Consider the following 24,725-nt stretch of genomic DNA (forward strand, 5'->3'; position numbering starts at 1 on the left):
CAAATCCTGTTCATGCGGTAGCTGTTGACGCCGCGGCCTCTTGAGCCTTGGCGATTTCCTGGTTGCGCAAGATAAAGCGCTGCAATTTGCCGCTGGGGGTTTTCGGCAAGTCGCTGACAAATTCGATTTCGCGGGGGTAGGAATGGGCCGCCAGGCGCTTGCGCACGTGCTGGCGCAACTCCTCGGCCAACTCCGGGGTGGCGCGGTACTGCTCGCTGAGCACCACAAAGGCTTTCACCAGCTCGGTGCGTTCGGGATCGGGCTTGCCTACCACCGCCGCTTCCACCACCGCCGGGTGTTCGATCAGGGCGCTTTCCACATCGAAAGGGCCCACCCGATAGCCGGAGGTGGTGATCACATCATCGCTGCGGCCGACAAAGCTGATGCTGCCGTCCTGGTTCAGCTCGACGGTGTCACCGCTGAGGTAGTAATCGCCGACAAAGGCCTTGGTCGGCACCCCGGCGTAACCGGCGAACCAGCACATCGGCGACTGCCTGCGGTCGATGGCCAGGATCCCCGGCTGACCGACACCCAGCTCCCGGTACTCTTCGTCCAGCACCACGATGCGGTGGCCCGGCGAGGCAAAGCCGGCGGCGCCGACATGCACCGGGTGGTCCAGTCCGTGGTGGTTGCACAGCACCATGCCCAGCTCGGTCTGGCCGTAGTGGTCGTGGATCACCACGTCCAGCTGCTCGGCGAACCAACGGATCACTTCCGGGTTCAGCGGCTCGCCGGCGCTGCTGACGATGCGCAGGCGGCCCTTGATCGACCGGGCGAACTGGTCGCCACCGGCGATCAGCAGGCGGTAGGCCGTGGGCGAACCGGTGAGGTTGGTGATGCCGTACTTGTTGATCACCCGGCAGGTGCTTTCCAGGGTGAAGGGGCCGTCGTAGAAAGTGATCGGGTGGCCCAGGCCCAGGGGCCCGGTGACGCCGAAATAGATGCCATAGGCCCAGCCCGGGTCGGCGACGTTCCAGAAGGCGTCTTCCGGGCGCAGGTCCACGGCGTCGCGGGTGTAGGCCTGGAACGCGACAATGGCCTTGAGCGGCACTTCCAGGGCCTTGGACGGGCCGGTGGTGCCGGAGGTGAACATCAGCAGGAAGGGGTCTTCACCACTGAGCAGCAGCGGTTCGCACTGGGCCGGGTACTGTTCCAGCTCGGCCCAGAAACTGAAATCGCCGCGCACGATGCCCTGGCCCTTGGCGCCTCCCACTGTGACGACGGGGGGGCAATCGGCGACCTCCAGGAGCTTGGGTCGGTTGACCCCATCGGTGACCACCACCTTGGCCTGGGAGCTGTTCAAGCGATGCTCGATGGCCTTGGGGCCAAAGGCAGTGAACAGCGGCTGGTACACCGCGCCGATACGCCAGGTGGCAAGCACCGTGATCAAGAGTTCGACATTGCGCGGCAACAGTCCGGCGACCTTGTCGCCCTTGCCGACCCCCTGGGCCAGGAGGAAATTGGCCAGGCGAGCGGCCTTGTCCTGCAATTCAGTGAAGGTGTAGGTGGCGCTGCTGCCGTCCCGGCCTTCCCAGAACAGCGCGATACGACCAGGCAATGCATGCCGGTCACAACATTCGACACAGGCATTGAGCGCCGACAGCGAGCCTGCAAGGGCGGCGTCGACGGTGTGCTGATAGTTGAACTCTTTGATAGCGGACAGGTAGTTGCGCATTGCCAGAATCCCTCGCTGTTCTTATTAGGATGGGAACCTCATGAAAACCGGGGAAATACTGGCGCCAGAGCCCTCGCGGAACAATGGTCAAAGCTATCAAGTTGCGTGACCGGTTTGGCCAAGCGCCCGCGCTGCCCCGGCGAGATGGCCGGATCTGTCGGAGCGGCGCATGGCTTGCGGGCCTCTTCGCCGGCAAGCCGGCTCCTACGAGAGGTCCGGGTCGTTGAGGATCAGGCTGCGATAGTGCCCGGGGTTGGAACCGGACCATTTGCGAAACGCCTTGTAGAACGAGCTGGTATCGGCAAACCCCAGGCGCCCGGCTATCTCGGCGAAACTCAGTTGCGGCTCCGCCAGCCAGACAATCGCCAGTTCCTTGCGCACGCTGTCCTTGAGGGCCTGGTAGCTCTGGCCCTCTTCCGCCAGGCGCCGGCGCAGGGTCGAGGCGGACATGCACAGGCTCTGGGCCAGGCTTTCACTCTCCGGCCACTGCTCCCCCGGCAATTGCCGCAGTTGCTGCTTGATGCGGCTGGCCAGGCTTTCGGGATCGCGGTATTTCACCAGGATATTGGCCGGGGCATGGGCCAGAAAGCGCTTGAGTTCCGCCTCGCTGCGCTTGATGGGCAGGTCCAGGCAGTCGGCGGCGATGATCATCCGCGTGCGCGGTCGATCAAAGCGCAGGTTGTCGGAGAACATCACCCGGTAGTCGTCGCAGAAATCCGGCTGCGGGCAACGCAGTTCGATGGCCAGGATCGGAATCCGCCGCCCCGCCAGCCAGCAGGCCACGCCGTGGACGATCATCCAGTAAGTGAAGTAGGTAAAGGCCCGCCGCGGCTCGTGTTCATCCTCCAGCAGGACGATTTCCGCCAGGCTCTGCTGGTGCACCAGTTGCGCCGGCAGGCGCTCGAACATCAGCGACAGAAAGCCCAGCACCGAGTCCAGCCCCGTGGCCAGGGTCGGCTGGGCCATGGCCGAGCGGCAGAGAAAGGCCAGGCTGCCGGACTTCAGCTTGCGCGGGTCCATACCGAAGAACTCGTCATCCAGACGCCGAGCCAGCAGGCGCCAGAGCCGCGCATAGGCACTGGCCGGGACCCGTGCCCGGCCCTGCTGCAAGCCCGCCGGATCGATGCCGACCTTGTGTAGCACTTCATCGGTGGCCGCGCCCGGAGCGCAGCTTTGCAGCAGCGCCTCACGCACCAGTTGCATGGAGATGGTGTCTTTTTCGGACATCGTGGCCAAGGGTTTCCTGGATCGGGGTTTAGGACGGCCATCTTAGGCAGTGATCGGAAAAATGCCAGTGGGCTTTGGGCTAAGAGTCACCTCCCGCCGCCCTTGAAACCGATACGGATTCGCGGGCTCCGTAGCGGCTTGAACCCGGGGCAAGCCCTGCAAATCGAGACCCGGGCCCTGGCAGCGGCAGCAAAGCAGTGCAAAAAAGTATCAACTCCAGTGTCATGGATGATTTGTCAGCGCCGCGTTTGAGGGCTGTAATCAGCCCACATTCTTCCTCTCTGGCGGAAGACATAACAACAATAACCGTCCTTCTGTCGTCAGCACTGGCGCAGAAGAGGAGTGACCGATGAAACCTTGCACCCAAGCCCTGCTCCTCAGCACCTGCATGACCCTCAGCAGCGTCACCTTCGGCGCCCAGACCCTGACCATCGCCACCGTCAACAACAGCGACATGATCCGCATGCAACGGCTGTCGAAAACCTTCGAGAGCCAGCACCCGGACATCAAGCTGAACTGGGTGGTGCTGGAAGAAAACGTCCTGCGCCAGCGCCTGACCACCGACATCGCCACCCAGGGCGGCCAGTTCGACGTGCTCACCATCGGCATGTACGAAGCCGCACTCTGGGGCGCCAAGGGCTGGCTGCAACCGATGCAGGACCTGCCCGCCGCCTATGACCTGGACGATGTCTTCCCTTCGGTCCGTGAAGGGCTGTCGGTCAAGGGCACCCTCTACGCCCTGCCGTTCTATGCCGAAAGCTCCATGACCTACTACCGCACCGACCTGTTCCAGGCGGCCGGCCTGAGCATGCCGGAGCGGCCGACCTGGGAACAGATCGGCGAATTCGCCGCCAAGCTCAACAAGCCCGAGCAGGAGCAATACGGCCTGTGCCTGCGGGGCAAGGCCGGCTGGGGCGAGAACATGGCCCTGATCACCACCTTGGCCAACAGCTACGGCGCACGCTGGTTCGATGAACAATGGCAGCCCGAGTTCAGCGGGCCAGAATGGAAGAACGCCCTGAGCTTCTATGTCGACAACATGAAGAAGTCCGGCCCGCCCGGGGCCTCCAGCAACGGTTTCAATGAAAACCTGGCGCTGTTCAACAGTGGCAAGTGCGCGATCTGGGTCGACGCCAGCGTGGCCGGCTCCTTTGTCACCGACCAGAGCCAGAGCAAGGTCGCCGAGCAGGTGGGCTTCACCTACGCGCCGCACCAAGTCACCGACAAAGGCAGCGCCTGGCTGTACTCCTGGTCCCTGGCGATCCCCGCCAGTTCCAAGGCCAAGGACGCCGCGAAGACCTTCACCACCTGGGCCACCTCCAAGGAATACGCAGCCCTGGTGGCCGAGAAGGACGGCATCGCCAATGTGCCGCCGGGCACCCGCGCCTCCACCTACAGCCAGGCCTACATGAGCGCCGCGCCGTTCGCTCGGATCACCCTGGAATCGCTGAAGGCCGTGGACCCGAGCAAACCGACCCTCAAGCCGGTGCCCTACATCGGCATCCAGCTGGTGACCATTCCCGAGTTCCAGGCCATCGGCACCCAGGTCGGCAAGCTGTTTTCCGCAGCGCTGATCAGCCAGACCACCGTGGACCAGGCCCTGGCAGCCGCGCAGCAGAGCACCGAGCGGGAAATGAAGCGCGCCGGCTATCCGAAATAACCCGGCACGCCTTGTAGGAGCCGGCTGGCCGGCGAAGAGGCCCTTGAGTCTTGCGCAGTGTTCAAGGACGCCTTCGCTGGCCAGCCAGCTCCTACGCGCAGCCCGGCCACGCCAGCGCAGTGTCGCGCCCCCTCATACCCAACTGGTTGTGATCCTCATGAATACCTCGACTGCCAAGCTCCATCTGCCAGCGCAGGCGGCCCCCCGCAAGCGTCGCCTGGCCAGCCCCGGCTGGTTCCTGGTCAGCCCCTCGGTGGCGTTGTTGCTGCTGTGGATGATCGTGCCCCTGGGCATGACCCTGTACTTCTCGCTGATCCGCTACAACCTGCTGTACCCCGGTGAAAACCAGTTCGTGGGCCTGGAGAACTTCAGCTACTTCCTCAGCGACTCGGGCTTTGTGCCCGGGGCCACCAACACCCTGTTGCTGGTGGGCAGCGTGCTGCTGATCAGCGTGGTGCTCGGAGTGCTGATCAGTGCCCTGCTGGAGGCCAGCGAATTCCTCGGCCGGGGCATTGTCCGGGTCCTGCTGATCTCGCCGTTCTTCATCATGCCCACGGTGGGCGCGCTGATCTGGAAGAACCTGATTTTCCACCCGGTCTCGGGGATTCTGGCGGCGCTGTGGAAGCTGTTCGGCGCCCAGCCAGTGGACTGGCTGGCCCACTACCCGCTGCTGTCGATCATCATCATCGTCTCCTGGCAGTGGCTGCCGTTCGCCATCCTGATCCTGATGACCGCCATGCAGTCCCTGGACCAGGAACAGAAAGAGGCCGCGCGCCTGGACGGTGCCGGCCCCATCGCGATCTTCTGGCACCTGACCCTGCCCCACCTGGCGCGCCCCATCGCCGTGGTGGTGATGATCGAGACCATCTTCCTGCTCTCGGTGTTCGCCGAAATCTTCACCACCACCAACGGCGGCCCGGGCTACGCCTCGACCAACCTCGCCTACCTGATCTACAACCAGGCGCTGGTGCAGTTCGACGTGGGCATGGCTTCCGCCGGCGGCCTGATCGCCGTGGTCATCGCCAACATCGCCGCAATCATCCTGGTACGGATGATCGGCAAGAACCTGACTGACCAGAGCTGAGGTGCCCGCCATGACCCTGCAACAATCCCGACGCCTGCAAAGCCTGCTACTGGGCACCCTGGCCTGGGCCATCGCGATCCTGATCTTCTTCCCGATCTTCTGGATGGTGCTGACCAGCTTCAAGAGCGAAATCGACGCCTTTGCCACGCCGCCGCAGTTCATCTTCACGCCAACGCTTGAGAACTACCTGCACATCAACGAGCGCAGCAACTACCTGGCCTTCGCCTGGAACTCGGTGGTGATCTCCTTCAGTGCCACCGCTTTGTGCCTGCTGATCGCGGTGCCGGCGGCCTACTCCATGGCCTTCTACGAAACCCGCAACACCAAGCGCACCCTGCTGTGGATGCTCTCCACCAAGATGCTGCCGCCGGTGGGCGTGCTGATGCCCATCTACCTGCTGGCCAAGAGTTTCGGCCTGCTGGACACGCGCATCGCGCTGATCGTGATCTACACCCTGATCAACCTGCCGATCGTGGTGTGGATGGTTTACACCTACTTCAAGGACATCCCCCGGGACATTCTCGAAGCCGCGCGCCTGGACGGCGCGACCCTGGCCCAGGAAATGCTCCGGGTGCTGATGCCCATCGCCAAGGGCGGCCTGGCCTCCACCGCGCTGCTGTCGCTGATCCTGTGCTGGAACGAAGCCTTCTGGTCGCTGAACCTGACCTCCTCCAATGCCGCCCCGCTGACCGCGCTGATCGCCTCCTACTCCAGCCCCGAAGGGCTGTTCTGGGCCAAGCTCTCGGCGGTCTCGACCCTGGCCTGCGCGCCGATCCTGATCTTCGGCTGGATTAGCCAGAAGCAACTGGTGCGCGGCCTGTCCTTTGGCGCGGTGAAGTAACCCTCGAATTCTGGAGACATCCCATGGCTCACCTGAAAATCAGCAACCTGCAAAAAGGCTTCGAAGGCTTCGAGATCATCAAGGGCATCGACCTTGAAGTGAACGACAAGGAATTCGTGGTCTTCGTCGGCCCCTCCGGCTGCGGCAAATCCACCCTGCTGCGGCTGATCGCCGGGCTGGAGGAAGTCAGCGACGGCAGCATCGAGCTGGACGGGCGCGACATCACCCAAGTCAGCCCGGCCAAGCGCGACCTGGCCATGGTGTTCCAGACCTACGCCCTGTACCCGCACATGAGCGTGCGCAAGAACATGTCCTTCGCCCTGGACCTGGCCGGGGTCGACAAGGCCCAGGTGCAACAGAAGGTCGACGAGGCGGCGCGCATTCTCGAACTGGGGCCGATGCTCGAACGCAAGCCCAAGCAACTCTCCGGCGGCCAGCGCCAGCGCGTGGCCATCGGCCGGGCCATCGTGCGCAACCCGAAGATCTTCCTGTTCGACGAACCCCTGTCCAACCTCGATGCCGCGCTGCGGGTGCAGATGCGCCTGGAGCTGGCACGCCTGCACCAGGAGCTGCAGGCCACCATGATCTACGTGACCCACGATCAGGTCGAAGCCATGACCCTGGCGGACAAGGTGGTGGTGCTCAACGGCGGCCGGGTGGAACAGGTGGGTTCGCCCCTGGAGCTCTATCACCGCCCGGCCAACCTGTTTGTCGCAGGCTTTCTCGGCACACCGAAGATGGGCTTTCTCAAGGGCAGCGTCAGCCAGGTGGACGGCCAGGGGTGCGAGGTGCAACTGCAGGCCGGAGCGCGCCTGCGCCTGAGCCAGAGCCATCCGCAGCTCAAGGTCGGCAGCCCGGTCACCCTGGGCATTCGCCCCGAACACCTGGAGCTGGGCGAGCCCGGCCCCGGCAGCCTGCCAGTCACCAGCGACGTGGCCGAGCGCCTGGGCAGCGACACCTTCTGTCATGTGCGCAGCACCTGCGGCGAGGCCCTGACCCTACGCATCCGCGGTGATCTGGCCAGCCGCTGCGGCGAGCAACTGCACCTGCGCCTGGACCCCGAGCACTGTCACCTGTTCGATGCCCAAGGCGTCGCTGTTCCCCGTTCCCTGCGCGCCGCCGCCTGATGGCCGCCGCCCGATTACCGAGAGCCCTTGCATGAAACTCAATCGCTTCAACCTCAGCCAGCTCCCGCCCCAGGTGCAGGTGCCGGCCTACAGTGCCGCCGACACCCGCCAAGGCATCGTGCACATCGGCGTCGGCGGTTTTCACCGGGCGCACCAGGCCTACTACACCGACGCCCTGATGAATCAGGGCCAGGGCCTGGACTGGAGCATCTGCGGGATCGGCCTGCGCCCCGAGGACCGCCGCGCCCGGGACGACCTGGCGGGCCAGGACTGCCTCTACACCCTGTTCGAACTGGGGGACGGTGACGACCACGAAGTGCGGGTGATCGGCTCCATCAGCCAGATGCTGCTGGCCGAAGACGGCCCCCAGGCGCTGATCGACAAGCTGGCCAGCCCAGAGATCCGCATCGTCTCCCTGACCATCACCGAGGGCGGTTACTGCATCGATGACAGCAGCGGCGAGTTCATGCTCCACCTGCCGCAGATCCAGCACGACCTGGCCCACCCCCAGCAGCCACGCACGGTGTTCGGCTTCCTCTGTGCCGCCCTGGCCAAGCGTCGCGCCGCGGGCATTGCGGCTTTCACCCTGATGTCCTGCGATAACCTGCCCCACAACGGCGCCGTGACCCGCAAGGCACTGCTGGCGTTTGCCGCCCGGCGCGACGCCGACCTGCACGACTGGATCGCCAGCCGAGTGAGCTTCCCCAATGCCATGGTGGACCGCATCACCCCCATGACCAGCACCGCCCACCGCCTGCAACTGCACGACCAGCACGGCATCGACGATGCCTGGCCGGTGGTGTGCGAGCCCTTTGTGCAATGGGTCCTGGAAGACCAGTTCGTCAACGGCCGCCCGGCCTGGGAACAGGTGGGCGTGCAGTTCACCGACGACGTCACGCCCTACGAAGAGATGAAGATCAAGCTGCTCAACGGCAGCCACCTGGCCCTGACCTACCTGGGCTTTCTCAAAGGCTACCGCTTCGTCCACGAAACCATGAACGACCCGCTGTTCGTCGCCTACATGCGCGCCTACATGGACCTGGACGTGACCCCGCAACTGGCGCCGGTGCCGGGCATCGACCTGGCGGCCTACAAGGACACGCTGGTCCAGCGCTTTTCCAACCAGGCCATCGCCGACCAGCTGGAGCGGGTGTGCAGCGACGGCTCGTCGAAATTTCCCAAGTTCACCGTGCCCACCCTCAACCGCCTGATCGCCGAGGGCCGCGATACCGAGCGGGCGGCCCTGGTGGTGGCCGCCTGGGCCCTGTACCTGCGGGGCGTGGACGAAAACGGCGTGCGCTACACGATTGCCGATCCGCGGGCCGAGTTCTGCCAGGCCCTGGTGGCGGACGACACCCTGCTGACCCAGCGCCTGCTGGGAGTGGAGGAAATCTTCGGCCCGGCGATCCCCAGGTCCGCCGAGTTCGTCGACGCCTTTGAGCACTGCTTCAACAGCCTGCGCGAGCATGGCGTCAGCCGGACCCTGGAACGCCTGCTGGCCAAGCCAGCGCGTCTAGCGCGGAGCGCAGGATGAGCACAGCCGCGCTGTACCTGGGTCTTGATTGTGGCACCCAGGGCACCAAGGCCCTGATCCTCGACAGCCACAGCGGCGCCGTCCTGGGCCTGGGCGCCGCGCCCCACAGCCTGATCAGCGGCGCCAACGGCCGACGCGAGCAAGACCCCGGGCAATGGCTGCAAGCCTGCATCAGCGCCACCCACCAGGCGTTGCAGGCGGCCGGGGTCGATGGCCGGGACATTCTTGGCCTTGCGGTCTCCGGCCAGCAGCACGGCCTGGTGCTGCTGGATGACCAAGGCCAGGTGCTGCGTCCGGCAAAGCTCTGGTGCGACACCGAAACCGTGGCCGAGAACCAGCGCCTGCTGGATCACCTGGGGGGCGAACAAGGGTCCCTGGAGCGCCTGGGTATCGCCCTGGCGCCGGGGTACACCCTGTCGAAGCTGCTGTGGACCCGGGAACAGCACCCCACCTTGTTCCAGCGCATCGCCCATATCCTGCTGCCCCACGATTACCTCAACTTCTGGCTGACCGGGCGCTGCTGCAGCGAATATGGCGATGCCTCCGGCACCGGTTACTTCAATGTCCGCCGGCGTGACTGGGACCGGGCCCTGTTGGCCCACATCGACCCCGAGGGCCGCCTGGAGCGTGCCTTGCCGGAACTGATCCAGGCCCAACAGCCGGTGGGGCCGATACTGCCGCAGATGGCCGGGCTCCTGGGCATCAACCCCCAGGCCCTGGTGGCCAGCGGCGGTGGCGACAACATGCTCGGGGCCATCGGCACCGGCAATATCGAGCCCGGCATCATCACCCTGAGCCTGGGCTCTTCCGGCACCCTGTATGCCTATGCCGAGCAGCCGCTGGTCAGCCACGCGTCGGTGGCGTCCTTCTGCTCGTCCAGCGGTGGCTGGCTGCCGCTGATCTGCACCATGAACCTGACCAACGCCACCACCCTGGTGCGCCAACTGCTGGAGCTGGACCTGGACAGCTTCAACCGCTTGGCGGGCCAGGCGCCAATCGGCGCCGAAGGCTTGTGCCTGCTGCCGTTCTTCAATGGCGAGCGGGTCCCCGCCCTGCCCCAGGCCCGTGGCAGCCTGCTGGGCATGACCCTGGACAACCTGACCCAGGCCAACCTGTGCCGCGCGGTGCTGGAGGGCACCACCTTCGGCCTGCGCTACGGCCTCGACCTGTTGCGGGCCAATGGCTTGCAAAGCCAGAGCATCCGCCTGATTGGCGGCGGCTCGAAGAGTCCGCTATGGCGGCAGATGGTCGCCGATATCATGCACACCCCGGTGATCTGCACCCGTGAAGCCGAAGCCGCCGCCCTGGGTGCGGCGATCCAGGCGGCCTGGTGCCATGGACGGCAGACGGACCCGGCCTTTAGCCTGGCGCAACTCTGTGAACGCTGCGTAAGCCTCGACCTCGACAGCCAGACCTGGCCCCAGGCCGAACAGGTGAAGGCCTACGAGCCGGCGTATGCGCGCTATCAACAGCATCTGGCAACCCTTTGAAGAGCGAATGACTATGTATCTGGTGTGTGGCGAAGCGCTGTTCGATTGTTTCAGCGTCGATGACGCAAGTACCCAAGCCAATAAAGTGCAGTTCCAGGCCATTGCCGGGGGCTCGCCCTTCAACGTGGCGCTGGGCCTGCGCCGAATGGGCATTGACGTGGCCCTGCTGGCCGGGCTGTCGCGGGATCACCTGGGCCAACGCCTGCGACGGGTACTGCAGGACGAAGGGGTCAACACCCGATACCTGCAGGAGTTCGACGCCCCCACCACCCTGGCCATGGTGGCGGTCGGCGCCGACGGCTCGCCCCACTACAGCTTCCGTGGTGAAGGCTGTGCCGATCGCCAGCTTCTGCAGGAGCACCTGCCGGAGCTGGAGCCGAGCGTGCGCGGCTTGCACATCGGCTCGTTTTCCCTGGTGGTGCAGCCGATTGCCGACACCCTGCTGGCCCTGGTGCTTCGTGAGCGGGGGCGACGCCTGATCAGTCTCGACCCCAATGTGCGACTCAACCCGCAGCCGGATATCCAGCTGTGGCGCCAGCGTATCGGTGAACTGGTGCAGCATGCCGACCTGATCAAGGTCAGCGACGAGGACCTGGCCCAGTTGTATCCCGGGCAGGCGCCCGAGGAACTGATCCAGGGCTGGCTGCAAGAGCATGCGCAGTTGGTGTTCCTGACCCGGGGCAGCCAGGGAGCGACGGTGTTCAGTCGCGACCATGGCAGTTGGTCGGTAGCGGCGCAGACGGTGGTCGTGGCCGACACCGTGGGCGCCGGTGACACCTTCCAGGCGGCGTTGATCGCCTGGCTCACCGAACAGGGCCTGGACTCGCCTCAGGGCCTGGGGCAACTGACCCCTGCCCAGATCGACAGCCTGCTGCGATTTGCCGTCCAGGCCGCGGCGCTGACCTGCACCCGCACCGGCCCGGACCTGCCCTACCGCCATCAACTGCAACCGCTGTAGGAGCCGGCTTGCCGGCGAAGAGGCCCGTCAGCCTTGCGCCGATTCGGGCGACGCCTTCGCTGGCAAGCCAGCTCCTACAACATTCAGCGCCACCGTGGTGCTTTTCCTGGGCCTTGGTCAGAGCAACGAGAAGTTGTAGCTGACGATCAGGCGGGTCTCGTCCATGTCACGGGCGATCTTCTGGTAGTTGCTGCGGTAAGTGGCGTTACGCAAGCGCAGGCTCACGTCCTTGAAGGTGCCGCTCTGCACCACGTACTTGAGCTCGCTGTCGCGCTCCCACTCGCGACCTTCACGCAGGCTGCCCGGCACCTTGATGTGGTCACCGCTGACGTACCGGGTCAGGAAGCTCAAGCCATTGAGGCCGAGTGCCTTGAAGTCGTAGTCGTAGCGCAGTTGCCAGGAACGTTCCTGGATCGCGGCGAAGTCGTTGACCTGGACGTAGTTCACCAGGTACGGGTTGCTGCCATCCAGGTAGGGCATCGAGTTGTCGCCATACATGCGCTGCCAGCCGGCACTGAACACATGGCCGCCCAGGCTGTAGCCCAAGAGGGTGCTCAAGGCACGGTTATCGATGCTGCCGGCGCGCTCGGCGCCACTGTCGGCGCTCTTGAGCAGGCGCAAGTCGCCCTTCAATACCCCGGGCCCCAGCGGCTGGTTGGCCAACAGGCCGACAAAATGCTGGCGGTAGATGTCTTCCAGCTCGGCGTAGTGGTACTGGCCCGTGAGGCGCTCATTGAACTGGTAGTCCACGCCATAGGTGTCGAAGTGGTCCGCGGTGGTGTTGCAGGCATAGCGCTTGTTCTTGCAGTGCACGCGAATGTCCTGGGCATCGGTGGAGTCCCGGGCGGTGTAGCGGTTCAAGCGCGCAGCCGTCAGGGTCAGGCCCTTGACCTCCTTGGACGTGAGCACGGCACCGTTGAACATCGTCGGCAGCAGGCGTCCGTCGTTGTACTTGAGCAATGGCAGGTCCGGCAGTTGCGCACCGTATTTGAACACCGTCCGGGACATTCGCACCTTGGCGGTCAAGCCCAGCTTGGCGTACTGATCCGCAGAACCCCGTGGGTCGTGTCCGCTGGAAGGCAAGAGACCACTGTTGCTGCGGTCAGGGCTGGAATCCAGCTTGATACCCAACATGCCCAAGGCATCCAGGCCAACACCCACGGTGCCTTCGGTGTAGCCCGATTGCAGGTTGAGGATGAAACCCTGGGCCGACTCTTCACGCTTGGAAGCCCCCTGATCAGTGCGGGTGTGACCGTCGCGAAAGTCCCGATTGAAGTAGACCGTGCGTGACTCCAGCTTGGCGCTGCTGTCCTCGATAAAACCACCGGCCTGGGCCAGCGGGGCAAATCCTGCGCACAGGACGACAGCTCCGAGGCCCAGGAGTGGGCACGGATTGAGTAACGCAAAAGGGGGACGCATGAACGGGCTCCAGCAGAAAATCAGTGACGCGAGGTAAAGAAAGACCCAGGTGAAATCCATCCCACGAATCAAAAGTCGCAGGCTGAATTGATTGAATCAATGAAGGTCGGCAATGATGGCAGATGGCCCGCCCTGCCCCCAACCCGACTTTAGTCTGACTCCCCCAGTCGCCGCGACTGCACTCACTGCCCAAGCCGTCGAACAGCCATAACCAGCAGAAAAGCTGTCAATTTTGGCAAATTTCAGCACGATAAGACCGGTCAAAAAACCTGACTAAATAATCAGAAAACCACCTGACCAAGACAGCGCAGTAGTCAATAGTGGCGAAAAAGCATCATATTTTTTACGTTTTTACCTACCGTTCGTCGGTTTTATTATCCTTTCTGAACAACTGATCAAGTATTTGACGCTTTCCATTATGACCATCATCAATCACTTTAACTTACTGTTTTAAAAGGATTTTCTATCAATAAAAGATTCGCCGAAAACGCCAGCGTCATTTATGCATCACTGCAAAACGTCAATTAACCGTCTCAACCTTATGATAGTGTCAAAAAAAGAGCGTGATAGCGGCCATGTGCCACACGCCTTTTTCAGAAGGTGAGGCATGCCCTCACCCAACACTCATCATGGACGAGGTCGTTCCCTTGGAAGTCAGCGTTTTTGGTACTGGCTATGTTGGCCTGGTGCAAGCAGTTGCCCTCGCCGATGTCGGGCATAACGTGGTCTGTGTCGATATCGACAGCCATAAGATTGCCCAGCTGCAACGTTCCATTCCTCCGATTCACGAGCCGGGTCTGGCGACCCTGATCGAAGAGAATCAAAAGGCCGGCCGACTGCACTTCACCACCCAGGCCAGCGATGCAGTGGGCCATGGCCAGGTGATTTTCATCGCAGTCGGCACGCCCTCCAACGAAGACGGCTCGGCGGACCTGGACCATGTCCTGGCGGTGGCCCGCAACATTGCCAGTCTGATGCACAGCGACAAGACCCTGGTGATCAAATCCACCGTACCGGTGGGTACTGCTGACCTGGTGATCGAGACGGTCGCCGAACAACTGGCGGACCTGGGCAAGTCCCAACTGCGGGTGCACGTGGCCTCCAATCCGGAGTTTCTCAAGGAGGGCTCGGCGGTGGCCGACTGCATGCGTCCGGACCGGATCGTCGTCGGCTGTTCCCACGAACGGCCCCGCCAGCAGTTGAGCGAGCTGTACGCACCGTTCAACCACAACCATGACCGCCTGATGTTCATGGATAACCGCAGCGCCGAACTGGTCAAGTACGCCGCCAACGCGATGCTTGCCACTCGCATCAGCTTCATGAACGAGATGGCCAACCTGGCGGAGCGCCTGGGGGTGGACATCAATGCTGTGCGCAAAGGCATCGGCGCCGACCCGCGCATCGGCTACCACTTCATTTATCCCGGCGCCGGTTTCGGCGGCTCGTGCTTCCCCAAGGACCTGCGGGCGCTGATCCACACCGCGGAAAGCCACGGGCTGGAGCCGCACATGCTCAAGACCGTGCGTGACGTCAATGAACAGCAGCGCCATGTGCTGTTTCGCAAGCTCAAGGCGCACTTGGGGGACAACCTCAAGGGCAAGGTCATTGCGTTGTGGGGGCTGGCTTTCAAGCCCAACACCGATGACATGCGCGAAGCCACCAGCCGCTACCTGATGGAAGCGCTGTGGCAGGCCGGGGCCAAGGTCCATGCCTATGACCCGGAAGCCATGACCGAATGCCGACGGTTGTACGGCTACCGCGACGACCTGCAGCTGTGCGCAACCCGTGACGACACCCTGCAAGGCGCAGACGCCCTGGTGATCTGCACCGAGTGGAAAGCCTTTCGCGTGGTGGACTTCAAGCTGCTGCACGACACCCTCAACGATCGCCTGATCGTTGACGGCCGCAACCTGTACAACCCGCAACAGGCAGCGGACGCCGGCCTGCATTACCTGAGCATCGGCCTGCCCTACCGCGTACCGGAGGCGCTGCGCGCATGAATATCCTGATCACCGGGGCCGCCGGTTTCATCGGCGCCCATACCGCACTGCGCTTGCTCAAGGATGGGCATCAGGTCACCGGACTGGATAATTTCAACGACTACTACGACCCCCAGCTCAAACGCGACCGGGTGCGCTGGGTCGAACAGCAAGTGGGACACTTCCCCCTGCAACGCCTGGACCTGGCGGACAGCGAGGGCCTGGAGCGGCTGTTCGCCGAAGTCCGGCCCCAGGTGGTGATCAACCTCGCCGCCCAGGCCGGGGTGCGCTACTCCCTGGAAAACCCCAAGGCCTACCTGGACAGCAACCTTTCAGGCTTCCTCAACCTGCTGGAAATGTGCCGGCGCTACCCGGTGGAGCACCTGATCTACGCCTCATCGAGCTCGGTGTACGGGGCCAACCAGCAGACGCCGTACAAGGTCAGCGACAACGTCGACCACCCGCTGTCGCTGTACGCGGCGAGCAAGAAAGCCAACGAGCTGATGGCCCACAGTTACAGCCACCTGTTCGGGGTGCCGGCCACCGGCCTGCGCTTCTTCACCGTCTACGGTCCCTGGGGCCGGCCGGACATGTCGCCGATCCTGTTCGCCGACGCCATCAGCCAGGGCCGGCCGTTGAAGCTGTTCAACTACGGCCTGCACCAGCGCGACTTCACCTATGTCGACGACATCGTCGAGTCCCTGGTACGCCTGCTGGGCAAGCCGCCGGTGCGCGACCCGCTGTGGGACCGCGAACAACCGGACCCGTCCACCAGCATGGCGCCCTGGCGGCTGTTCAACATCGGCGGCCAGCGTCCGGTGGAACTCAAGGAGTACGTGGCAACCCTGGAAAAGCTCCTCGGACGCCAGGCCCAGGTGGAGTACCTGCCCCTGCAGCCCGGTGACGTGCTCAACACCTGCGCCGACGTCAGTGCCCTGGAAAACCTCACCGGCTTCGGCCCCCAGGTGACCCTGGAAGAGGGCCTGAAGCACTTCGTCCAGTGGTACCTGAGCTACTACCCGGGCGGCGCGTCCTGAGCCCGCGCCCCTGGGCGTTTTTACCCAACCTTTGCTATGGAAGTATTCCCGGTGGATATGGAAAGACCCTTCTCATTGCCTGCAACCGAGGTGCCGGCGCCTGCTCGCATCGACCGGCGCAACGATCCGTTCCGGCGCAAAGTCCAGGCCGCCATCGAGCTGCAACAGCATGGCTGGATCAGTGGCCGCGACGGCGGCCGGCCCTGGACCCTGTCACGCAGCAAGCGCCTGACCTCGGCGCTGCTGGCGGCGACGCTGCTGGTGCTGCTGTCGCCGGTGCTGTTGACGGTCGCGCTGTTGATCAAGCTCAGCAGCCCCGGGCCGGTGTTCTTCGTCCAGTTGCGCACCGGTTTTCGTGGCCGGCGCTTCGGCATGTACAAATTCCGCACCATGGTGGTCAACGCCGAAGCCTTGAAGGACTCGGTGCGCCACCTGAACAAGCACGGCCCGGATTCGGTGGATTTCAAGATCGACCGCGACCCGCGGATCACCGGCATCGGCGGTTTCCTGCGGCGCACCAGCCTCGACGAATTGCCGAACCTGATCAACGTGGTACTCGGCCAGATGCGCATCGTCGGCCCGCGCCCGACCTCGTTCCACGCCCAGACCTACAAGGAACACCACCTCGGACGCCTGAGCATCTACCCCGGGATCACCGGCCTGTGGCAAGTGTCCGGACGCAGCGACGTGGACTTCGACGGTCGGGTCACCCTCGACATGACCTACATCTTCCAGCAGAGCCCCTGGCTCGACCTGAAGATCCTGATCAAAACCCCTTTCAAGGTCCTCAATGGCCATGGAGCAAGTTGAAATGGCGGCAGCAACCCTAGCCAGTCTGAAGATCCAGCGTCCCAGCGAAAGCAACCTGGCGGTGACCGTGCTCGACCGCGAGCTGCGGGTGATCCTGCTGACGGCGGCCAACCGCAACAGCGGCATCACCAGCAGCAGCCTGAGCATGGCCAGCGAACTGGCGCGCACCAGCCGCGGCCGGGTCCTGCTGGTGGACACCAGCCTTTCGGACAACAGCCTGACCCGGCGCCTGGACCTGGGCGAACGCCCGGGCTTTCTCGACCTGGCCCTGGCCGATACCCCGCCGCTCCTGGCGCAGTGCATCGAAAGCAGCGATGAACTGGGCTTCGATTTCCTGCCACTGGGCCGCCGCCAGCAATACGCCGAGCGCCTGACCCCGGAACTGCTGCAGGAACTGTTGCAGGCCCTGGCCGCGGACTATCGCTTCGTGATCATCGACGGCGATCCGGTGTACAGCAGCGGCGACATCCTCACCCTGAGCACTCAGGTGGACGGCGTGGTGCTGGTGGTACGCAGCGAGGAAACCCGCTGGGAAGTGGCCCAGGCCGCGGCGCAGCGCTTGATCCAGGCCGAGGCGAAGCTGATCGGCAGCGTGTTCAACGCCCGCAAGTACTACATGCCCAAGTGGGTTTATGACCGTCTCTGACCGGCACAAGGACCGTGTAACCATGAACAAGCCAAGACTCTCCCTGCTGGGCCTGTCGTTGCTGGCCGCCCTCGGCGGCTGCGTCAACCGCGAGCCGCAGCAGATGCCGGTGCAGATCCTCAGCGCCCCGGCCGACCAGGCCCAGCTCACCGAGGTCATGCCCATCGAACAGGTGCTGCGCCCGCAGGACGTGCTGGACGTGATCTTCCATATCGGCACCACCAGCCAGCAGCCGTATCGGGTGCAGCCCGGCGATCAGGTGGACGTGAGCTTCCTCACTGCCCCGGAACTGGGGGGCAGCAAGCTGGTGCTGCCCGACGGCAGCATCGACATGCCCTACGTGGGCAATCTCCAGGTCGCCGGGCTGTCCGCCGAACAGGCGCGCCAGGCCCTGGAAGCCCAGTACGCCAAGGTGCTGAAGAAGCCGCAGATCACCTTCTCGATCTCCCACGCCATGGCCCAGCTGGACAACCTGCGCACCAGCCTGACCAACCCGGCCACCGGCCTGAGCCGGGAGATCGTGGTGGGTTCCGATGGCCGCGCCAGCTTTCCGCTGCTGGGCAGCCTGTCCTTGCAGGGCAAGAGCCTCAGTGAGCTGCAGACCCTGATCAACCAGCGCTACGCCAAGGAAGTGGGCCAGGTCAGCGTCGATGTGCTGCTCAAGACCACCGCCGCCAACGAAGTGTTCGTGATGGGCGAAGTGGGCCAGCCCGGGGCCTACCCGATCCGCCGGCCGATCTCGGTGCTTGAAGCCCTGACCCTGGCCAAGGGCGCCGGACCCACCGCGCGCCTGGACTCGGTGGTGATCATGCGGCGCAAGGGCAATCAGGTCGAAGCCCGGGTCTATGACGCCGATGCGGCGCTGGACGGCAAGGCCCTGCAGTTCGCCTACCTGCAACCGGACGACATGCTCTACGTGCCCAAGACCCGCCTGGCCAAGGCCGGGGCCCTGAGCAAGCAGCTGGCGGACGTGATCATGTTCCAGGGTGTCGGGTTCAGCTTCGGCTACCGCGTCGACAACAAAGAAACGAACAACAACTGAGTTCCCTCTTGATGACCAAGATCGAAAACTACCTGCACGAGTTTCTGCTCGTGTTCTTTGTCAATCGACGCCTGATCAAGCGGGTGTTCCTCGGTTTCGCCCTGATTGCGCTGGTGCTGCCGCTGGTGCTCAAGCAGAGCTTCGAGATCACCGCCGAAGTCATTGTGCAGTCCAAGAAACTGTCGCAGACCGACGCCAACACCGTGCTCACCCCGGACAGCGACAAGTTCATCCCGCCGTCCCTGGCGGACATGGAGACCGAGAGCAACATCCTGCGCTCGCCGACCCTGATTCGCGACACCATCGACCAGCTGCGCCGCGAAGGCCAGTTCGGCGGCAGCGAAGGCCTGTTGACCCGGCTGATCTTCAAGCCCATCCGCAATGGCCTGATCGATCCGCTGCGCAACCATGTGTTCAACCCGGTACGCGGTTTCTTCGGCCTGGCCGTGGACCCGGTGCGTGACACCAGCCTGGATGCCTTCACCGATCAGGCGGTCAAGGATCTGAAGATCGGCACCCTGCCCGGCTCCAATGTGATCTCCATCGTCTACGCCAGCCCCAATGCCGCCGAAGGCACGCGCTTCGTCGAGCGCCTGCTGGCCAACTACCTGAAGAACCGCCAGGACCTGCAATCCAACGAACTGCCCGAAGCCTTCTACGAGCAGAAGAAGGCCCAGTACCAGTCGCGCCTGGATGACCTGGAAGGCAAGCGCCAGGCCCTGCTGGAAGCGGCCCATGCCTCCGACCCCAAGGAAGAGATCACCTTCCGCCTCAATGCCATCAACACCGAGGAACAGTCCCTCAACGGCTACCGCGACCAGGCCCTGGAGAACCAGCGCCGCCTGGATTACCTGCAGAAGAACCTGAGCGCCGCACGCAAGGCCGGCATCACCGACTACACCTTCCCCTTCGCCTTCGCCAACACCGTGGACAACGTTGCCTACGAAGACCGCGAGATCAAGCAACTGGGCGAACAACTGACCAATCTGGTCAGCCAGTACGGCACCACCGCCGACACCTACCGCGCCGACAGCGTGCCGATGCAGCAGCAGCGCGAGCAGATCGTGCGGGCCCGGGCGCAGTTCCTCAAAGTGGTGGAAAACCGTGTTCGCGAGCGCAGCAGCGACCTGCAGATCACCCAATCGGTGATCGCGCAGAAAACCGCGCGCATCAACGACTACAAGGCCCGAGTCCGCGACCTGCAGGAAGTGCTGAGCAAGCTGCGCCAACTGGACACTGAAATCGACGCCTTGCACAAAGCCTTCTTCACCTACACCCAGCGCTACGAAGAGAGCCGCGGCGAGCGCCTGATCAGTGGCGAGCTGTCCAACGCCCGGGTGCTCAGCCAGCCTTACGAACCCAGCGAAGCGGCCTTTCCCAAGCCGATGCTGATCATTCCCCTGGGCCTGCTCACCGGCCTGCTGCTGGCGATTGCCCTGGGTTATGTCTACGAGTTCTTCGATCACCGCTTCAAGCACCCGGCCCAGGTCAGTGATCACCTTGGCCTGCCGGTGCTGATGGTGCTCAACGCGGTTGAAGAGCAACAGGTCAATCCCTATCCACGCTGGACCTGGCGCTGGGCCTGGTATTGGGCCAAACAGTGAACGACCTGAGCCTGGCCGCACAGCCTATCGTGCACCTGATCCACAGCGGCGGCTTCTATGGCGCCGAACGCATGCTGCTGGATCATTGCCGGATCACTCCGGGACAGCATCGGGTGGTGTTCATCAATGCCCCGCAGAGCTTGCTGCAGCGGTTCAACGAGGCCGGAGTGCCCAGCCATAACTGCCACTGCTTGAAGGCGCTGCTGGCCCATCTGCGGCAGCAGCCCGGCCTGCTCAACGCCCACAACTTCAAGGCCCAGGTGTTCGCCTGGGTCTGTGCCCGGCGCCTGCAACTGCCCCTGGTGCTGACCCAGCACGGCTTCACGCCGCGCAGCCTGAAACAGAAGCTCTACACCTGGATCAGCCTGCGCCTGTGCCGCAGCCCTCAGGTGCGCCGGGTGGCCTGTGTGGCCCAAAGCATTGCCCAGTTGCACCGCCAGGCCGGCGTGGCCGAGGGCAAGCTGCGGGTCATTCCCAACGGCCTGCCCGAGCCCAAGCGGGTGCTGCCGGTGAACCAGGATGGGCCGCCGCTGCGGGAGGCCGAAATACGCCGCGACGAGATGGAGCCGATGGTGGGCTTCGTCGGACGCCTGAGCGCGGAAAAGGGCCCGGACCTGTTTCTCGACGCACTGATCAGCCTGTGCCGGCAGCGCCCCACGCTCAAGGCGGTGTTGCTCGGTGATGGCGAACAGAACCAGGCCCTGCGCCAGCGCATCGACGCTGCCGGGCTGTCGCTGCGGATTCTGTTGCCCGGTTACCAGCAGGACATGCAGCCCTGGCTCAAGCGCTTGAATGTGCTGGTGCTCAGTTCGCGCACCGAAGGCACGCCGATGATCCTGCTGGAAGCCATGCAGGCCGGCACCCCGGTGGTGGCCTTTGCCGTGGGCGGCATTCCCGATGTCCTGCAACACCGGCAGAACGGCTTGCTGGCCAAGCCCCTGGACAGCGTTGACCTGGAGCGGCGCATCGGCCAATTGCTGGATCAGCCGGCCCTGGCCGAGGAACTGGCCCAGGCCGCCCGCGTCACCCAGCGCAAGCACTATCACCTGCCCACCCTGGCCCGCAGTTGGGATGAGCTGTATCGCCTGGCCAGGGAGAGCACCCCGGTATGATCGCCGCCCCGTTTCTCGGCCTCCTGCTGGGCCTGGCCAGCCTGCTGCTGCTCGCCAGCCCCTGGCCGTTTCTGGCGCCGCTGGTGGTGGTCGGGCTGGTGGGCCTGGCCCTGCTCTATCGCCGCCCGGGCTGGGGCCTGCTGGGCATCTGCGCCCTGGTGCCCTTCGAGGGCCTGTTCAAGGACAGCGCGTTCTCCGGGGCCAAGCTACTGGGGGCCTCGCTGATCCTGATCATGCTGTTCAAGCTGCTGTTGCGGCACATCCCCGATACCCGCCTGCGCAGCAACCTGTGGCGGGCCCTGGGGCCGTTCCTGCTGTGCCTGCTGCTGAGCCTGATGTACAGCGAGAACCTGCTGGTGTCCCTGGACAGCCTGCGGGAGCTGGCCGTGGGCCTGGTGCTGTTCTTCGTCACCTTGCTGATCGCCCGGGAAACCAACCTGCTGATGCTCTGCCGCCTGCTGGCGGTCAGCGTGGCCATCACCTGCGTGATCGCGCTGATCTCCGCCAAGTATCAGGTCGGCGGCCGGGCCATCGGCCTGCTGCAGGACGCCAACTACTTCGCCCTGCTGATCGCCATGGCGGTGCCGCCGGCGATCCTCCTCGCCCTGCGCTCGCCCCACTGGCCGGGGCGGCTGTTCTGGGTCGGCATCAGCCTGACCCTGATGGCCGGGATGACCAAGACCGACTCGCGCTCCGGCCTGTTGGTGGTGCTGTTCACCATCGCCATTGGCCTGTGGCACTACCGCGACCGGCTCAAGGGCCTGCGGCCCAAGCACCTGGGGTTCGCCATGTTCGCCGTGGCGATCGTCGTGCCCCTGGGCATCGCCGTGCTGCCAGCCGAATACGTGGCGCGAATTCAGTCCCTGAGCATGCTCAAGTCCGGCGCGCATTCGGCGGACACCTCCCTGGGCCGACGGACTTCCTACCTGGTGGTGGGCGGCCAGATGATCCGCGAGAACCCGCTGCTGGGCTCGGGCCTGGGCACCTTCCCGATTCATTACGCGCAGACCGGCTTCGCCAGCAGCTTCTCGGAAAACATGAACGAGCCCGACCTGTTCCGCCGGGCCCACAACACCTACCTGGAACTGTTCAGCGAACTGGGCATTCCCGGCGGCTTGAGCTTCGTGGTGCTGATGCTCATGGGCCTGCGCAACTTCGAGCGGGCGCGCCAGGGCTTCCTCGCCCGGGGCCAGCGTGAACAGGCGGACATCGCCACCCACCTGGGCCTGAGCCTGTTGGCCATGGCGCTGTTCCTGCTGTTTCTCAGCGCGCCGAACCACAAGTACCTGTGGATCTTCCTGGCCCTGTCCAGCGTGCTACGGCTCGAAGCCGAAGAAGATCCGGCGCCCACCTCATAAATGCAAACCTGGCCAAGGGAGGCAAAGATGCAAAGGATCAGCGTGATCGTGCCCATGTACAACGAGGCACGTCACATCACCCGGACCCTGGACAGCGTGATCCTCGCCGCCCGGGTCGCAGCCATCGACTACGAGTTGATCGTGGTGGACAACGGCTCCACCGACCAGGGGCCGCAACGGGCCCGTGAGCTGGGGGCGCGAGTGCTGCTGTGCCCGGGCCTGGGCATCGGCGCCTTGCGCAATCGCGGCGCCGCCGTGGCCACTGGCGATTGCCTGGCGTTTCTCGACGCCGACATCGAGGTGCCCGGCAACTGGCTGCAACTCTGGCAGCAGGCCCTGGCGGACAACCGCGCCGAGGTCTTTGCCCTGGACTGCGCCGCCCCGGACTGCGCGCCCTGGTTCGCCCGGGCCTGGCAGCGCCGCAGCCTGGCGGGCAGTCAGCCGGCGCGCCTGCTGCATTGGATGCCAACCCCCAACCTGTGCCTGAAACGGGTCTGGTTCGAGCGGGTCGGCGGCTTCGACGAACACTTGCGCACCGGCGAAGACAAGGACTTCGGTCTGCGGCTGCACGCTGCCGGAGCCCGCCAGTTGAGCCTGTCTGAGCCCCAGGTGCTGCATTGGGGCTTTGAAGGCAGCTGGGGCGAATGGGCCGGCAAGGAGCGCTGGCGCCAGGGCAGCCACCTGCAGCTGCTCAAGGGGGGCGGCCTCAACCTGCGTCTGTTGCGCTTTCCCCTGCTGTGCCTGGCCTGCGCCTTGCTGAGCCTGCTGGCGCTGTTCGGCCTGCTGCTGGGCCAGCCGGGCGGCGCCGCGCTATGCCTGCTGCTGGGTTCCCTGGCGCCCCTGGTCCTGGCCCTGCGCCAGGGGCTGCGCCAGCGCGATCTGCTGTTTGTCCTGCAACTCTGGCTGCTGCATTGGGTGCGCTTGCACCTGGGCGCCGTGGCCCTGGTGCAGGGTCTGTTCAACCGTTCTGTCGTGAGACCTGACCGTGGCTAAAACTATTTTCTGGCTGTGCCTGTTACTGCCCTTCTATGCCTGGATCGGTTATCCCCTGCTGCTGGCCCTGCTCAGCCTGTTCGTGCGGCCGCGCCCACTGCAGACGGGTGAGCCGCTGTCGGTCAGCGTGATCATCGCCGCCCACAACGAAGGCCCGCACATCGAGCACAAGCTGCGCACCTTGCTGCAGCAGGACTACCCGGCCACGGACCTGCAGATCATCCTCGCCAGCGACGGTTCCAGCGACGATACCGTGGCCACCGCCCTGGCGGTGCGCGACTCGCGGGTGCTGGTCCTGGACCTGCCCCGGGTGGGCAAGGCCGGGGCCCTGAACGCCGCAGTGGAACTGGCGCGCAACGACATCCTGGTGTTCACCGACGCCGACAACCAATGGTCCGGCGACACCCTGGGCAAGCTCCTGGCGCCCCTGGCCGACCCACAGGTCGGCGCCTGCGGCGGGCACATGATCATCCCCGACCCGGGGCACAACCTGAGCCTGGGCGACAGCCTGTACCGGCACTACGAAGCCTGGTTGCGCCAGGCCGAGAACCGCACCGGCTGCATGGTGTCCGCCGACGGCGCGCTGCTGGCCCTGCGCCGCGAGCTGTTCCAGCACATTCCCGCCGAGGTCAACGATGACTTCTTCATCAGCACCTGCGCCCCGGTGGCCGGCAAGCGCATCGTCTATGTGGAGGAGGCCCAGGTCCTGGACCAGGGCGTGGACGAAGCCGGCAAGCAATATCGCCGGCGCCTGCGGGTCACGGTCGGCGGCCTGCAGAGCCTGGCTCAGCGCCGCGAGCTGATGAACCCCTTGCGCCACGGGGCCTACGCCATTGCCCTGATCAGCCACAAGCTGATCCGCCGCCTGGCCCCGGTGCTGTTGCTGCCATTGCTGTTGAGCAATCTGTGGCTGTGGAACGCCGGCGCTTTCTACAGCCTGGGCCTGGCGGCCCAACTGCTGGGTTACGCGGCCGGCGTGATGGGGCTGCTGGACAGTCGCGGGCGCCTGCCCAAGGTATTTCGTCTCGCCGGCTTCGTGCTGGTGACCCTGGCCGGCATGAGCATGGGCCTCTGGCAGTTTCTCCGCGGGCGGCGCTACGCCCTGTGGAACCCACAACAGAATCGCTGA

At 64.6% G+C, this 24,725-nt stretch carries 20 protein-coding genes; 17 read left to right on the forward strand and 3 right to left on the reverse strand.

The window, feature by feature from the left end:
* Positions 1-10: 10 nt before the first annotated feature.
* Both LOY69_RS15545 and LOY69_RS15550 read right to left on the reverse strand, forming a co-directional pair.
* Entirely contained in the window at positions 11-1,675 is a 1,665-nt protein-coding gene (locus tag LOY69_RS15545; protein ID WP_123390770.1) for an AMP-binding protein, read from the reverse strand.
* A 204-nt stretch (positions 1,676-1,879) separates the two neighbouring features.
* Entirely contained in the window at positions 1,880-2,902 is a 1,023-nt protein-coding gene (locus LOY69_RS15550) for an AraC family transcriptional regulator (protein WP_110653176.1), read from the reverse strand.
* Between the two features lie 388 nt (positions 2,903-3,290).
* On the opposite strand from LOY69_RS15550, the gene LOY69_RS15555 reads away from it, so the two are divergent.
* From LOY69_RS15555 to LOY69_RS15585, 7 genes are all read left to right on the forward strand, one after another.
* Positions 3,291-4,562, forward strand: coding sequence for an ABC transporter substrate-binding protein (locus LOY69_RS15555; protein ID WP_265074901.1), 1,272 nt, complete (start codon positions 3,291-3,293; stop codon positions 4,560-4,562).
* Between the two features lie 157 nt (positions 4,563-4,719).
* A complete protein-coding gene (locus tag LOY69_RS15560; protein WP_102879291.1) occupies positions 4,720-5,646 on the forward strand; it encodes a carbohydrate ABC transporter permease in 927 nt (308 codons plus the stop codon).
* A gap of 10 nt (positions 5,647-5,656) precedes the next feature.
* A complete protein-coding gene (locus tag LOY69_RS15565) occupies positions 5,657-6,487 on the forward strand; it encodes a carbohydrate ABC transporter permease (protein WP_102863552.1) in 831 nt (276 codons plus the stop codon).
* Positions 6,488-6,510: 23 nt separating this feature from the next.
* Positions 6,511-7,614, forward strand: coding sequence for an ABC transporter ATP-binding protein (locus LOY69_RS15570; protein WP_102879290.1), 1,104 nt, complete (start codon positions 6,511-6,513; stop codon positions 7,612-7,614).
* A gap of 31 nt (positions 7,615-7,645) precedes the next feature.
* A complete protein-coding gene (locus LOY69_RS15575; protein ID WP_265073169.1) occupies positions 7,646-9,148 on the forward strand; it encodes a mannitol dehydrogenase family protein in 1,503 nt (500 codons plus the stop codon).
* Complete coding sequence (gene xylB / locus LOY69_RS15580) at positions 9,145-10,638, forward strand: xylulokinase (RefSeq protein WP_265073170.1); 1,494 nt, start codon at positions 9,145-9,147, stop codon at positions 10,636-10,638. Before LOY69_RS15575 ends, xylB begins: the two co-directional genes overlap by 4 nt.
* 13 nt (positions 10,639-10,651) lie before the next feature.
* The gene (locus tag LOY69_RS15585; RefSeq protein WP_265074902.1) at positions 10,652-11,596 is read left to right on the forward strand and encodes a carbohydrate kinase family protein; all 945 of its coding nucleotides are present in this window, start codon (positions 10,652-10,654) and stop codon (positions 11,594-11,596) included.
* 117 nt (positions 11,597-11,713) lie between these two features.
* Here the strand turns inward: LOY69_RS15585 and LOY69_RS15590 are convergent, their stop codons facing one another.
* Positions 11,714-13,015, reverse strand: a complete 1,302-nt coding sequence (locus tag LOY69_RS15590; RefSeq protein WP_265073171.1) for an OprD family porin — start codon at positions 13,013-13,015, stop codon at positions 11,714-11,716.
* A 647-nt stretch (positions 13,016-13,662) separates the two neighbouring features.
* Between LOY69_RS15590 and LOY69_RS15595 the strand changes: the two genes are divergently transcribed.
* Genes LOY69_RS15595 through LOY69_RS15640 form a run of 10 tightly spaced genes read left to right on the forward strand, consistent with a single transcriptional unit; the run spans position 13,663 to position 24,725 of the window.
* Positions 13,663-15,015, forward strand: coding sequence for a UDP-glucose dehydrogenase family protein (locus LOY69_RS15595; RefSeq protein WP_110653237.1), 1,353 nt, complete (start codon positions 13,663-13,665; stop codon positions 15,013-15,015).
* Positions 15,012-16,031: an NAD-dependent epimerase gene (locus LOY69_RS15600; RefSeq protein WP_102879285.1), complete on the forward strand. Its 1,020-nt coding sequence runs from the start codon at positions 15,012-15,014 to the stop codon at positions 16,029-16,031. Before LOY69_RS15595 ends, LOY69_RS15600 begins: the two co-directional genes overlap by 4 nt.
* 57 nt (positions 16,032-16,088) lie before the next feature.
* Positions 16,089-16,841: a sugar transferase gene (locus LOY69_RS15605; protein ID WP_102879284.1), complete on the forward strand. Its 753-nt coding sequence runs from the start codon at positions 16,089-16,091 to the stop codon at positions 16,839-16,841.
* 1 nt (position 16,842) lies between these two features.
* A complete protein-coding gene (locus tag LOY69_RS15610) occupies positions 16,843-17,487 on the forward strand; it encodes a CpsD/CapB family tyrosine-protein kinase (protein ID WP_102863544.1) in 645 nt (214 codons plus the stop codon).
* 22 nt (positions 17,488-17,509) lie between these two features.
* Entirely contained in the window at positions 17,510-18,529 is a 1,020-nt protein-coding gene (locus LOY69_RS15615) for a polysaccharide biosynthesis/export family protein (protein ID WP_102879282.1), read from the forward strand.
* 11 nt (positions 18,530-18,540) lie between these two features.
* Complete coding sequence (locus LOY69_RS15620; RefSeq protein ID WP_265073172.1) at positions 18,541-20,133, forward strand: GumC family protein; 1,593 nt, start codon at positions 18,541-18,543, stop codon at positions 20,131-20,133.
* Positions 20,118-21,245 carry a glycosyltransferase family 4 protein gene (locus LOY69_RS15625; RefSeq protein WP_123390753.1) on the forward strand — a complete coding sequence of 376 codons (1,128 nt, stop codon included), beginning with the start codon at positions 20,118-20,120 and terminating at the stop codon, positions 21,243-21,245. The genes LOY69_RS15620 and LOY69_RS15625 overlap by 16 nt, the downstream gene beginning before the upstream one ends.
* Complete coding sequence (locus tag LOY69_RS15630; RefSeq protein WP_170002835.1) at positions 21,242-22,603, forward strand: O-antigen ligase family protein; 1,362 nt, start codon at positions 21,242-21,244, stop codon at positions 22,601-22,603. The genes LOY69_RS15625 and LOY69_RS15630 overlap by 4 nt, the downstream gene beginning before the upstream one ends.
* A gap of 27 nt (positions 22,604-22,630) precedes the next feature.
* Entirely contained in the window at positions 22,631-23,596 is a 966-nt protein-coding gene (locus LOY69_RS15635) for a glycosyltransferase (protein WP_170002834.1), read from the forward strand.
* On the forward strand, positions 23,589-24,725 hold the full coding sequence (locus LOY69_RS15640; protein WP_102879277.1) for a glycosyltransferase: 1,137 nt from the start codon (positions 23,589-23,591) through the stop codon (positions 24,723-24,725). The genes LOY69_RS15635 and LOY69_RS15640 overlap by 8 nt, the downstream gene beginning before the upstream one ends.

The sequence above is a fragment of the Pseudomonas sp. B21-059 genome (assembly GCF_026016285.1).
Classification (GTDB): Bacteria; Pseudomonadota; Gammaproteobacteria; order Pseudomonadales; family Pseudomonadaceae; genus Aquipseudomonas; species Aquipseudomonas danubii.